The 12,996-nt window shown below is 61.2% G+C and carries 11 protein-coding genes; 1 reads left to right on the top strand and 10 read right to left on the bottom strand.

All coding sequences use genetic code 11. The annotated features are described in order from the left end of the window. Nucleotides 1-8: 8 nt before the first annotated feature. The 3 genes from benA to GGR17_RS13675 all read right to left on the bottom strand — a co-directional run bounded on the left by benA (nucleotide 9) and on the right by GGR17_RS13675 (nucleotide 3,732). On the bottom strand, nucleotides 9-1,391 hold the full coding sequence (gene benA, locus GGR17_RS13685; protein WP_183314785.1) for a benzoate 1,2-dioxygenase large subunit: 1,383 nt from the start codon (nucleotides 1,389-1,391) through the stop codon (nucleotides 9-11). A 79-nt stretch (nucleotides 1,392-1,470) separates the two neighbouring features. Beyond that, entirely contained in the window at nucleotides 1,471-2,619 is a 1,149-nt protein-coding gene (locus tag GGR17_RS13680) for a muconate cycloisomerase family protein (protein WP_082386695.1), read from the bottom strand. A gap of 225 nt (nucleotides 2,620-2,844) precedes the next feature. Further along, nucleotides 2,845-3,732, bottom strand: coding sequence for a helix-turn-helix domain-containing protein (locus GGR17_RS13675; protein ID WP_054540061.1), 888 nt, complete (start codon nucleotides 3,730-3,732; stop codon nucleotides 2,845-2,847). A 309-nt stretch (nucleotides 3,733-4,041) separates the two neighbouring features. Between GGR17_RS13675 and GGR17_RS13670 the strand changes: the two genes are divergently transcribed. Beyond that, nucleotides 4,042-5,541: an aldehyde dehydrogenase family protein gene (locus GGR17_RS13670; protein ID WP_054540060.1), complete on the top strand. Its 1,500-nt coding sequence runs from the start codon at nucleotides 4,042-4,044 to the stop codon at nucleotides 5,539-5,541. A gap of 112 nt (nucleotides 5,542-5,653) precedes the next feature. Here GGR17_RS13670 and GGR17_RS13665 read toward each other — a convergent pair whose 3' ends face one another. The 7 genes from GGR17_RS13665 to GGR17_RS13635 are packed head-to-tail and all read right to left on the bottom strand — an operon-like array spanning nucleotide 5,654 to nucleotide 12,968. Further along, the gene (locus GGR17_RS13665) at nucleotides 5,654-6,700 is read right to left on the bottom strand and encodes a cupin domain-containing protein (protein WP_054540059.1); all 1,047 of its coding nucleotides are present in this window, start codon (nucleotides 6,698-6,700) and stop codon (nucleotides 5,654-5,656) included. 30 nt (nucleotides 6,701-6,730) lie between these two features. Further along, nucleotides 6,731-7,720 carry a PDR/VanB family oxidoreductase gene (locus tag GGR17_RS13660; RefSeq protein WP_054540058.1) on the bottom strand — a complete coding sequence of 330 codons (990 nt, stop codon included), beginning with the start codon at nucleotides 7,718-7,720 and terminating at the stop codon, nucleotides 6,731-6,733. 42 nt (nucleotides 7,721-7,762) lie between these two features. Next, on the bottom strand, nucleotides 7,763-8,812 hold the full coding sequence (locus tag GGR17_RS13655) for an aromatic ring-hydroxylating dioxygenase subunit alpha (RefSeq protein ID WP_054540057.1): 1,050 nt from the start codon (nucleotides 8,810-8,812) through the stop codon (nucleotides 7,763-7,765). A 45-nt stretch (nucleotides 8,813-8,857) separates the two neighbouring features. Next, complete coding sequence (locus GGR17_RS13650; RefSeq protein WP_054540056.1) at nucleotides 8,858-10,147, bottom strand: TRAP transporter large permease; 1,290 nt, start codon at nucleotides 10,145-10,147, stop codon at nucleotides 8,858-8,860. After that, nucleotides 10,144-10,659, bottom strand: coding sequence for a TRAP transporter small permease (locus GGR17_RS13645; RefSeq protein ID WP_082386694.1), 516 nt, complete (start codon nucleotides 10,657-10,659; stop codon nucleotides 10,144-10,146). Before GGR17_RS13645 ends, GGR17_RS13650 begins: the two co-directional genes overlap by 4 nt. Further along, entirely contained in the window at nucleotides 10,656-11,675 is a 1,020-nt protein-coding gene (locus GGR17_RS13640; RefSeq protein ID WP_054540054.1) for a TRAP transporter substrate-binding protein, read from the bottom strand. Before GGR17_RS13640 ends, GGR17_RS13645 begins: the two co-directional genes overlap by 4 nt. A gap of 51 nt (nucleotides 11,676-11,726) precedes the next feature. Further along, nucleotides 11,727-12,968: a 3-hydroxybenzoate 6-monooxygenase gene (locus GGR17_RS13635; RefSeq protein ID WP_054540053.1), complete on the bottom strand. Its 1,242-nt coding sequence runs from the start codon at nucleotides 12,966-12,968 to the stop codon at nucleotides 11,727-11,729. Nucleotides 12,969-12,996 lie beyond the last annotated feature (28 nt).

The following is a 12,996-nucleotide window of genomic DNA, read 5'->3' as shown; positions in this document are numbered from 1 at the left end:
CATCTGTCTTACTCCCCCGCCAGGCGCATCGGCGCCACGTTTTCACGCTCTTCCGCGATCGCGTCGTTCATGCGTTCGACCCAGTGATTGTGCTGAATGACGAACAGGCCCTCATCTTCGGTGCGCGCGCCCGAGGAAACCGGCGCGAGCCCGATGGATTTGGCCTCTTCGTCCGGCCCGTCGATCCATTGGGTCGCCCCGCGGCTCAGGTCGTTCCATTCGGCGGCGCGACCTTCATAGCCCAGTTGGCAGGCGCGGAATTCTTCCAGATCGTCCGGCGTGGCCATGCCCGAGGCGTTGAAGAAATCCTCGTATTGGCGAATGCGCTTGGTGCGCGCGTCCTGGTCTTCGCCTTTGGGTGCGATGCAATAGATCGTCACTTCGGTCTTGTCGACCGAGATCGGGCGGAACACGCGCAGCTGCGAGCTGAACTGATCCATCAGGAACAGGTTCGGGTACAGACACAGGTTGCGCAGATAGCCGATCATCCAATCCGCCTTGGCCTCGCCAAACCGTTCGACCAATTCGTCGCGGCGCGGGTAAAGCGGGCGGTTGGTCGGGTCGGCCCAGGTCGTCCACAGCATGATATGGCCGTTTTCAAAGGCGTAATACCCGCCCTTCTGCTTGGCCCATTTCGAGGCATCCACCGCCTTGATGTTGTCTTCTTTTTCCTCGCCGCGACGCGATGTGGTGGCCACATAGTTCCAGTGCACCGCCGACACGTGATAGCCATCGGCGCCGTTTTCGGCCTGAAGCTTCCAGTTGCCATTATAGGTATAGCTGGACGAGCCGCGCAGAACCTCAAGCCCGTCGTCGGACTGGTCGCAGACCATGTCGATCATCTTCGTGGCTTCGCCCAGATAATCGGTAAGGCTTTGCACATCCTCGCTGAGGCTGCCGAAAAGGAAGCCGCGATAGCTTTCGAACCGCGCCACACGTTTCAGATCGTGGCTGCCGTCCTTGTTGAACTGCTCGGGATAGCCCGCGCCCTTGGGGTCCTTGACCTTCAAAAGCTTGCCGGTGTTGCCAAAGGTCCAGCCGTGGAACGGGCAGGTGAAGGTGGATTTGTTCTGTCGCTTGAACCGGCAGAGCATCGCGCCCCGGTGGCTACAGGCGTTGATGAACGCGTGCAGTTCGCCGGTCTTGTCGCGGGTGATCACGATCGGCTGACGGCCCATATAGGTGGTGAAGTAATCGTTCGGGTTGGGGATCTGGCTTTCATGCGCCAGATAGATCCAGTTCCCTTCGAAAATATGCTTCATCTCAAGCTCGAACAGCTCTTCATCGCTGAACATGTCGCGCTTGGCACGGAACACGCCGTTTTCCGGGTCTTTTTCGACCATACCGTCCAGACGACGGCTCAGTTCATCAAGTCCTGGCTGGGTAAACATGGTTTTCCTCCTCGCAAGCCATAAGCCATAGTGTGCCGCAGGGCGGCGCTGTTTTCCTCAAAACATCGGTGTTTTGTTCTTAGCTCCCCGCGGCCAGGGCCACCGATCGTGCCCGATCCCGGCTGTAAAAAGCGACCTTGTCCTCATCAAGATCGACTCCGAGTCCGGGTCCGGCGGGCACTGTGACCGAGAAGTCCCCGTATTGAAGCGGCTCGGCCAGAATTTCGTCGCGCAGCAACAGCGGACCGAAAAGTTCGGTGCCCCAACGCATCTTCGGGATCGTCGAAAAAAGCTGAAGCGCCGCGGCCGTCCCGACGCCGGCCTCAAGCATGGTGCCGCCATAGGTGTCGATGCCTGCCGTATGGGCGATGGTGATCACGTCGCGCGCCGGCGCAAGCCCGCCGGATTGTGCGATCTTGATGGCAAAGACATCCGCCGAACGCTGCGCCGCGACCTGGGCCGCATCCTCGGGGCCCTGAAGCGATTCATCGGCCATCACCGCAATCTCGTAGGAAGAGGTCAGCTCTTTGAGCGCGGCGGTATACCCGCGCGGGATCGGCTGTTCGACCAGATCGACGCCGATCTCCTGAAGCCCGGCAAGACCCCAGCGCGCGTCGGTGATGCCCCAGGCCTGATTGACATCCACCCGGATGCTGGCCCTGTCACCCACCGCCTTCTTGATGCCCGCCACATGGGCCACATCGTCACGCACCGCGCGCTTGCCGATCTTCAGCTTGAAGACATTGTGCCGCCGGATTTCCAGCATCTCCAACGCTTCCTCGGCGTCGGTCTGCGAATTGCCGCTGGCAAGGGTCCAGGCGACGGGCAGGCTGCTGTGCACCGCGCCGCCGAACAGCTGCGCCACGGACACGTTCAGGCGCCTTGCCAGGCCATCCCAAAGCGCGGTTTCAATGGCGCAGCGCGCGATTGTGTTGCCCTGCACCGTCTTCGCCATCAGCAACGAGGCCGCCGCGATCCTGTCCGCATCCTGCCCCACAAGGGCGGGGGCCAGATAGGCGTCGATGGCCAGCTTGATGCTTTCGGGGCTTTCCGGGCAATAGGTCATGCCGCCGATGGTCGTGCCTTCGCCCAGCCCAACGGAGCCGTCCGAAAAGAATACCTTCACCAGAACGATGGACTGGCACATCATTGTCGTCATCGAAAGAACATGCCCGCGGATGGTGGGAATGTCGGCGATCGTTGCTTGAATGCGGTCGATGGTAGTCAAGGCGCCGGTCCAATTCTGAGGTCTATCACACAGCGAAAGTGTCAAAGAGCCCAGGTTTAGTCCAATACCGGATGGGTCTCAGGCAATACCTTCAGGCCGGGGGCCATCTGCACCTTCAGGCCGGGGGCCATCTGTCCGGTCTCGCATGAAAGCCCGATCACGAGGCCCGCAAGAGGACGCTTTTCGCCGGGGGGGCGCGGGGCGGCCGATTGCCGGCAGACGGGATCAATGAAGCTTGCGACCGCTTCGGTTGCGGCGCTGCACCACGCTTGGGGTTTCGCCGATGGTCTCGTGGAAGACGCGGGAAAAATGGCCGACATCGGTAAATCCCAGCGCATGCGCCACATCCTTGATCGACCGGTCCGCCAGCAGTTCGCGCGCGCGTGACATGCGGTGCGCGGTGGCGAATTTGGCCGGGGTCTTGCCGTAGCGGGCCTTGAAGTGCCGGAACAGGCTGGCCTCGCTCATGCGGGCAACGCGGGCCAGTTCTTCGGATGTAAAGCGTGCCTCGGGGTGTTGCACGATGGCCTCGACCACGGCATTCAGGCCGGTGTCGGCCATGTTTCTGCGACGCTTTTTCAGAAGATCCGCTTCTTGGGCCTGCAACAGACGCAACACCAGTTCGCAATGCGCGGATTCAATCAGAACCTCGCGCAGCGCCCCGGTTTCGGTTTCATAAAGGTGCATTATGCGGTCCATTTGCGCCTGAACTTCCCTGGCCTGGCGCAGATGCGCGAAATTCGACCAGTCAAGTTCCATCCGCTCTTCATGACCCTTGGCGCGAAGCGAGGCGTTGATCCGCGTGACGATCCGGTCAAGCTCGACCCTGTCAAACTCGATGACCATGCATTCCGCAGGCCGGTCCGGCGCCGCCTCCGGAAAGACGATGCTCATCGCCATCGAGGCGTTGACGAACAGCGTCTCGCCCGGCAGAAAATCGAACGGCTCGGACTCGTTGACGCGCATGATCTTGCGTCCTGCCCGCATGCAACAGATCAGGGGATTGTCGAATCGAAGGTCCACATGCGCGGTGTCCGTGGTCAGATAGACAGAGGCTTCGCTCTGGGCTGAATGCTGTACACTTCGGTATTCAACAAGCTTTTCTGCGGCCATGACGGCGCTCCTTGGCGGTCCGGGGTGATGCGCAACCTCAACCAGGACAGGGGGTATGAGGCGGTGCATCAACCGCCAACAATATAACGCGCGTACGCGAAAAACAAAGGGCGGCGCCCCGGGGCCTGGCAGTAACCCCCCGTCACGAACCACTGGAAGCAGCCCCGACGATACGGCTACAAACCACCCGAGCGCGACCTGCCCGCGATGGAATTTGAAAATATCATACAAGAAATTGAGAGTCTTGTGACTACCCTCTTCCCTGCGGGATACTTATTCTCTCTTGATGCTAAAAATGGGGGGAACTTTATGTTTGATTGGCTAGAAACCAGCAAAGACAACGCTGCACCCAGCGAGGCGCGCAAGCTGTTCATCAATGGCGAATGGACGCCTGCGGCCGGCGATACCACCTTTGACGATCACAACCCGACCACCGGGGATCTGTTCGCGCAATGCGCGGATGCGTCCCAGGCTGATGTCGACGCAGCGATTGCGGCCGCGAAAGCCGCCCAGCCCGCATGGGCGGCCCTGCCGCCCGCGGCGCGCGCCTCGTTCTTTTACAAGGCCGCCGAATTGTTCACTGAGCGTCAGGAACAGTTCGTACAGGTCCTGATCGCCGAGACCGGCTCCGGCTTTGGCAAGGCCATGTTCGAATGTTCGCTGGTGCCGCTGGCCCTGCGCGAAGCGGCAGGTCTGACCACGCGTGAAATCGGGGAAATCCTGCCGTCGCAAGTGCCCGGCAAGGTCAACCGCGCCGTGCGCGCGCCTGCGGGCGTTGTGGGCGTGATCTCGCCCTGGAACTTCCCGCTGTACCTGTCGCTGCGCGGGTTCGTCTATGCCCTGGCATTGGGCAATACGGCGATCCTGAAACCCTCCGAGGATTCGCCGGTCTCCGGCGGTCTGATGATGGCCGAGCTGTTCGCGGACGCGGGCTTCCCGGCGGGGGTTTTCAACGTCGTGACCACCGGGCGCGACGGCGCGGCCATGGTCGGCGACAGCTTTGTCAATGACAAGCGCGTCAATGTGCTGAGCTTTACCGGCTCGACCCACGTGGGCAAGATCCTCAACACCGCCTGTGCGCAGGCGTTCAAACCGATCATGCTGGAACTGGGTGGCAAGAACCCGATCCTCGTGCTGGAAGACGCGGATCTCGACCGGGCTGTGGATCTCGCGTTTTTCGGCGCCTTCATGCACCAGGGTCAGATCTGCATGTCCGCCGACAAGATCATCGTCGCGGACAAGATCTATGACGCCTTCCTTGAGAAGTTCGTCGCCAAGACTAAAAACTTCGTGCCGACCAATCCGCAGGAACAAACCTGCGTCATCGGTCCGATCATCAACGACCGCCAGTTGCAGCGCATCACGGCCCTGATCGCCGAAGCCCAGGAACAAGGCGCCAAGGTGCAAAGCGGCGGCGCGGCTCAGGCCCCGTTCTTCGAGGCGACGATCCTGACGGATGTCACCCCCGAAATGCGCGTCTGGAACGAGGAAATCTTTGGCCCGGCCACCATCGTGGTGCGTGCGGAATCGGTGCAGGACGCCATCGACATGGCCAATGACACGCCTTACGGGCTGTCGGCCTCGGTCGTGACCTCTGACATCGCCATGGGCGAAATGATCGCGGAACGGATCAACGCGGGCATGGTGCATGTGAACGATTCCACCGTGCATGACGAACCCCACTGCCCGTTCAGCGGGTTCGGCGCGTCGGGTGGCGGCGGCAAATGGGGGCCGAAAGGCGCCATTCAGGCCTTCACCAAGCAGCGCTGGATCTCGACCCAGCGCGTACCGCATCAATTGCCGTTCTAAAGCCACCGCTCCACGGCATGAAAAGACCCGGACGATCACTGGATCGTCCGGGTCTTTTTGTTTCAGGCCGGGCGTGAAAGGGCGGCCAGAACCGCCCCCTTGCCCGATCGGATCAGCCCGCGTTGCCGCGCTCTTCCTTCCACAGGCCCAGCTTTTCCTGCGCGCTGCGATCGGAGAAGAAGAACATGACCGCATCGTCGCTGGCACGCATCGTGCGCCAGGTCCAGCCCGGCAGCGCGATCACGTCATTCGGCCCGAGATCGAAGGTCTCGCCATTGATCTCGATGCTGACATGCCCTTCGGACACCACCATCGCCTGATTGTCGGTGGCTCGGTAGGGCGCGGTCGAGAAGCCTTCGGGAAGGTAGGCCAGCCAGGCCGCGATCATCGGCATCACCCAACCGCCGTCCAGCGGGTTGGCATAGCGCAGCGCATAGCCGAAATAAGGGTCGGGACGCACCGACTCCTTGAGCGCGAACAGCGCATTGCGCGCGCGATCATAGGGGTAGGCAAACACCGGCGAGTTGGCGCCGAACGGTGAAATCGGGTCCATCGGCAACATGCCCGAACCGAATTCCGCCGTCGAATGGCCATTCTTCTTGGTGATTTCCTGCTGCGCGTCGGGCAGTTCTTCGGAGAACCCGCACTCAAAGAAGTTCACCAGCGGCACGTCCAGCGCATCGACCCAGATGACGGGGCCTTCGCCGTCATGGCCGTGGTCGTGGAAGGTGCCGCCCGGCGTGATCACCACGTCACCACGATGCATTTCGCTGCGCTCGCCATCCACGGTGGTATAGCCGCCGTTGCTTTCCAGCACGAAACGCAACGCACCGGCGGCGTGTTTATGCGCCGGGGCGGTTTCGCCGGGCAGGATCAGCTGCATCCCCGCATAAAGCGTCGAGTTGATCCGGGATGTGCCCTCGAAGGCGGGGTTTTCGAACACCAACACGCGGCGCTCGGCTTCTTCGGCGGTCAGAAGATCGCCCGCCTCCAGCAACAGAGGCCGCACCTCGGTGTAGGGCCAGACATAGGGCCGAGTCTTGTTGCGCGGCTCTGGCGGCACCAGCCCTTTCAGGCGCTCCCACAAAGGGGCCAGCGAACCGGGGGTCAGCTTGTCATAAAACGCCTGACGGTCTTTTGGAAATTCTGCCGTTGTCATTGGTTTGCTCCTTTTTTGTGTCTTGTGATGTTAATCGGATCGGCCATGGGGAATACCGTCGATCCGGATGGACATGTGCCCGCCGGGAAGCCGCGACACGCAGCTGCAAAGACAGTCGGCCGCCGCGCGTTCCCGGTCGCTGAGAAACACATCGCGGTGGTCGATCTCGGCATCCGCCGCGTGCACCACGACCTTGCACAGCCCGCATTCGCCTTTGCGGCAATCGCTGAGCACTTGGTGTCCGCTCTCCAGCAGCGCATCGAGCAGGGTCTGACCCTCCCCCACTTCGACGGTGCGGTCGCTTTCCTCGACATGCACGGTGAACGGCCGCGTGGGCCGGGTGCCCGAGTTGCCAAAGGTCTCATAGCGCAGGTTCTGCGGCGGCAACCCGTGTTCGGCCCAGGCGGATTTGATCGCCTCGGTCAGGCCCATCGGGCCACACATGTAGAGGATGGTCGCCCTGTCCAAAGCCGCGACCAGTGCCTTGGTATCGAGCGTCGCCCCCGCGCTGGCGTAATGCAGTGTCAGGTCATCGCCCAACAGGTCCTGCATCAGATCGACAAAGGCGGCCTCCTCCGGCGCGCGGGCACAATAGTGCATCGTGACCGACTTGCCGGTTTTGCGCAGTGTTCGGGCCACCCCGGTCATCGGCGTGATGCCGATCCCGCCCGCCACCACGACATATGTCTGTGCGCCGTAGCTCACGGGCATGGAGTTGTCGTTGCCCGTAAGCTGGATTTGATCCCCCACCGAAAGGCGCCACATGGCGGCGGAACCACCCTTGCTGGCGGGTTCCAGTTTCACCGCGACCGTCAACATGTCAGGCCCCTGCCCGTCATCGACCACGGAATAGGACCGGTGGATCAACTGCCCGTCATGGGGCAGGGCAAAGGTCACATGCGCGCCCGCCTCGACCGAAATCGGGTCTCCGGCGATCGCAAAGCGCAGCAAGCGGATGCCCTTTGCGATCTCACGCGTTTCGACCACGGTGGCGGTGGTGTTCAGCTGTGTCGCTTGCATGTTTCACTCCTTTCCGCGCTTGGGGCCCTTCCCCCTATGGGCTTAGCCGACACGGCGCAGACCCGCCGTTTCCGCGTCGATCATCTCGCTCACCTTGCGCCGCGCCCACATGCCGCCCGCATCGATGTTGAGGTCATAGAACTCCTTGTCGGGATTGCGGGCGATGGCCTCCTGTTGCAGTTCGAGAATGTCTTCGTCCTGTTTGAAAATCCCGGCCACGGCATTGCGCCACGCCGTGGTCAGGCTCATATCGCCCAGCTTGAAATTGCGGTTGGCGGACCAGAAGTAATGCGACGTGGTCTCCGTCGCGGGGGTGATTGAGTTGACGATATAGCCATTCACCCCCTGCGACCGATTGCCTCCGGGCGCACCGGTGCCGGCCACGGCCACCCCGACATCCAGCGCCACACTGCTGGGCGCCAGAAAATTGATGATCTGCCAGCGGTCCACCGGCCCCGGCACCCCAAGCTGCGCGCCCCAGAAAGGCGGCGGGTCCTGGTTCAGGATCCAGCGCGTCACCCGGGCCGACCGTTCACCATGGGTCACGCTGAACGGCGCCTCGGCCACCGCATCATTGCCGATGGAACCGTCATGCACGAAGGTCTCGTGCGTCAGGTCCATCAGGTTGTCGATGCCCAGCAGGTAATTCGCCTTCAGCTCGATCAAAGTGCCGTCGCCGGTCCACTCCGGATCGTCGTTCCAGTGCAGATCGGGCACCAGATCCACATCGGCCAGCGCCGGATCGCCCATCCAGATCCAAAGATAGCGGTGGCGCTCGACCAGCGGGTATGTCCGCACCGCCGCAGACGGGTTGATGGTCTCCTGCGAGGGCATATGCACACAGCGCCCGCCGGGTTCATAGACCAACCCGTGATAGGGGCACACCACGTTATCGCCCGCAAGCCGCCCTTTGGACAGGGGGGCAAGCCGGTGCCAGCAGGCATCATCCATCACCACGGCGGTGCCATCGGCCTTGCGATAGAACACCAATGGTTTTTCACAGATCGTACGCGCGAGCATTGCGCCCTTTTTCACCTCATAGTTCCATGCCGCGACATACCAGGCGTTCAGCGGAAAACTTCTTTGGGTCATTTTCTCTCCTCCCTAGGGTTGGGCGCCCGCTCTCCTCTTCGGGCGCTAGTGCATCAGATTTGGCAGCCATAGTGCGATGATCGGAAAGGCGATCAAAAGCGCGGCGCGGATCACATCCGCCGCGATAAACGGCAAGACGCCGCGAAAGATCGTCGCGGTGGGAATGTCCGGCAACACGCTGCGCAGAACAAAGATGTTCATGCCCACCGGCGGCGTGATCATCGAGATTTCGATCACGACGATGACCACGATCCCGAACCACACCAGATCGAAGCCAAGCGAGGCGACGATCGGGTAAAAGATCGGCACGGTCAGAAGCATCATCGAGATCGATTCAAGGAAACATCCCAGAACCACGTAGATCAGAACGATCATGCTGATCACCATCATCGGCGACAGGTTCATATCCATCACCCAGGCGCCCAGATCCTGTGGCAGGCGCGCCACGTTCATGAAGTTGGCAAACAGGATCGCGCCGATCAGAATGGTCAGAAGTGCGACCGAGGTGCGTGCGGAATCGTAGAGCGTATCCAGCAGCTTACGGACATTCATCCGCCCACGGGCGAGGGCGATCACCAGGGCTCCGGCAGAGCCGATCCCTGCGGCTTCTGTCGGGGTGAACAGCCCAAGATACAGCCCGCCCATCACCAGGGTGAACAGCAACAGGATACCGATGATGCCCTGAAGCGAGGCCAGTTTGTCCGCAAAGCTGGCACGTTGTGCCGCCGGGCCGATGGAGGGGTTAAAACGTACCCAGACCGAGATCGCCGCCATGTAGAGCACGATTCCCAACAGGCCGGGCAACACCCCGGCGGCAAACAACGCGCCGATGTCGCTTTCGGTCATGATCCCGTAGAGCACGAGCGCGATGCTGGGTGGAATGAGGATGCCAAGTGTGCCCCCTGCCGCCACCGATCCCGCCGCCACGGCATCGGAATACTGGTAGGATCGCATCGGCGGCACGGCGACACGCGCCATGGTGGCCGCCGTTGCAAGGCTTGACCCACAGACCGCGCTGAACCCGCCGCAGGAGGCAATCGTGGCGATGGCAAGCCCGCGGCGCATCCCGCCGAACCAAGTCTGCGAGGCGGCGTAGAGATCATCGGAGATGCCGGAGCGCGCAATGAGATTGCCCATCAGGATGAACATCGGGATGACGGCGAAATCATAGCTCATCACCGTGTCTGAGGCGACGGTGCCGATGCTTTTCAACGCGGGTGAAAGGCCGACGATCCACCCGAACCCCGTCGCGCCGACAAGACCAAGCGCAAAGCCGATCGGCACCCGGATCAACAGCAGGGCAAAGAGACAGATAAACCCAATGAGAACGATCATGTGTTGCCCCCCGTTGAGCGGGGATGGCGCGTGGGAAAGACGCGCGAAAGCCCCTGAACCAGACAGATCATGGCCGTGAGTGCCGCCAAAACCGCCATGACGCGTACCATCGGCGCAATCGGCCAGCGGGTGAACATCATCACCGTGTTGAACATCTCCAGCGTCTGCGCCTGTGCCCAAAGCTGTTTGGCGACCAGGGCAATCAGCCCGGCCGAGAGCAGATCGACAGCCGCCGTGACACCGATCCCGAGTTTCGATCCCGGCGAGATTGGCACGAGATCCACGCAGATATGTTCGCGGCGCAACGTGACCAGTGGCAATCCGACGTAGAACATCGCGCCCACGCAGACCTTGGTGAATTCGAAGGCAAAGGCAATCGGGTGGCCGAACTGGAGTCCGACGACATCGACAAAGGTGATGACCACCAGCATGGCCATCAAAACACTTGCGGTGATGCGCCCGGCCCCTTCAAGGGACCGGACGGCTTTCGGAAAGATCTGTGTCATGGTCATGGCTTGTCCGACACCGATGCCGCGCGGTAGGCTTCCAGGGCTTGGGCCCCGTCAATTCCGGCGGCCTTGGCTTTGGCCAGCCAGGCGTCCTCAAACGGATCAAGCGCGCCATGGATAAAGTCGAGCAAGGCCCCGTCCGGCACGGAGATGGCAATCCCGTCGGCGATGGATTTGGGGACCGAGGCATCGTGTTCGGCTTGCCAGACCTCGCCCATCTTGCGCGCCAATGCTTCGCCTGAGATGGCCGAGATGGCGGCCTGATCTTCGGGCGAAATCTTGTTCCAGGTCGCCAGGTTCATCACCAGGAACATGCTGGCGTTATAAAGCCCCCCGGGAATGGCCATTTCGTATTTCACGAATTCTGACACCCGAAAATTGTAAATCGCATCGTTGGACAGCGAGACCCCGTCCACGATGCCCTTTTCAAGAGCTTCGCGCATTTCGGTCACTGGAATGCCGATCGGAGTGGCCCCGAGATTTTCCAAGGCGCTCGCCACGGAGCTATTGGTCGATCTGATTTTCAAGCCGACAAAATCTTTGGGGTCTTTGATGGGCCGGACACTGTTGAACATCTGGCCCGGCGGCTGGGTGTGCACCGCCAGGGTATGAACGCCGGGGTGCATATTGGCGGGTTCAAGAATGTCTTTGAAAACCCGCCAATAGGCGACCGAATTGCTGGCGGCATCGGTGGAATGAAACGGCAGTTCGACCATTTCGCTCAGCGGGAAGGTCCCGGGGGTGAACCCATGCACCCCCCAGGTCATATCCGCGATTCCATCCATTGCCATCTGATAGTTGCGTGGGGGCGGTCCAAGCGGACCAGCAGAAACCTCGACCACCACGCGGCCTTCGGTCACTTTTTCGATCTCCTCGAAATACGGGTACAGCACCCGTTCGTTGATGAAATAGGTGGGCGGCAACCACTCGCTGTAGCGAATGGTCACCTCCTGGGCAAAGCTGGCCCCTGCGCTCATGGCAGCCAGCGCGAAACCAAGCAAAAATCCGCGTCGTTTCATTGCCGTTCTCCTCCCTGATAGCGACGTTATGATATGTGCCTATGCGTCGTTTTATTGCGCGGCGGTCGCGATATTCTCCCCTATCGCTTCCACCGACCCGTCATCACGCCACGTAGGCGAGATGTCATAGATCCAGCTCATTCCCAGATAGTGTTTTTCAATCGGCCAAGAGCTGATTTCAGCGTTGCGCATGTCGCGCGTTGCGCCACTGGCGTGATAGACCTCGCCATAGAGGCGCGCGGTCATCTGAACCCGTGTCGTGCGCAGATAGCGCGCGTCGCGATACCGCAGGAAAGCGGCTTCGTAATTGCCATTCTCATTGACCAGCATGTCGGCCAGACAGACGGCGTCCTCAATGGCCATATTGGCCCCCTGCGCCAGGTATTGCAGCATCGGATGCGCCGCATCGCCCAGAAGCGCCATCGGTCCCTTGACCCACTCGCGGATCGGATCGCGGTCGTTGAGCACCCACATGCGCCAGTTTTCGATCTTGTCCAGCAGGGTGCGCACTTCGGGGCATTTGTCGGCAAAGCGCAGTTTCAGCTCTTCGGGATCGCCGAAATCGTTCCAGCCTTCGGAAAAACGGTCCGAATGGAACACCGCGACAAGGTTATACAATTCCCCGCCGCGCAGCGGATATTGCACCAGGTGCGCCTTTTCCCCGGCCCATAGGCACATGGAATTGGTGCGCAGCTCTTCGGGCACGTCCTCGGTCGGCAGAACCGCGCGATAGGCGATATGGCCCGACACGCGCGGCGGCCCGTCGTTGGCGATCAACTCGCGGGTTTTCGACCAGATGCCATCGGCCCCGATCAGCGCGTCGGCGTCGATCACCAGCCCGGCTTCGGTCGTGACACGCACGCCGGTTTCGGTTTCCGTGATCCCGGTCATTTTCGAATTGACCCGAAGATCGACATTCGCCGATGCGAGGCATTTGTTCAGAAAGGTCTTGTGCAGATCGGCACGGTGGATCACCGCATAAGGGAAGCCGAACCGTTTGCGAAAATCCTCTGCGGCCGGGATCTGGGCGATGAATTCGCCGGTGATGCTGTCGCGCATCCGCAGATCGTCGGGAAAGGCCGAGATGGCGTTGACGTCATCGACAATCCCCAGTCGCTGAAACATTTTATAGCTGTTCGGCCCAAGCTGGATGCCCGCTCCGATTTCGGCAAATTCCGGCGCCTGTTCCAGCACACAGACCGATTTGCCGATCTGCGCCAGGGCATAGGCCGCCGCAAGACCGCCGATCCCCCCGCCAATAATGACAATTTCTGTTGAAATCTGTTCACTCATTTTCTTGCTCCTCCGGGCCGGCTCTCGC

It is taken from the genome of Actibacterium naphthalenivorans, assembly GCF_014196965.1.
Lineage (GTDB): Bacteria > Pseudomonadota > Alphaproteobacteria > Rhodobacterales > Rhodobacteraceae > Actibacterium_A > Actibacterium_A naphthalenivorans.
The sequence above is the reverse complement of the archived record's forward strand: the minus strand, read 5'-3'. Positions and strand labels throughout refer to the sequence as shown.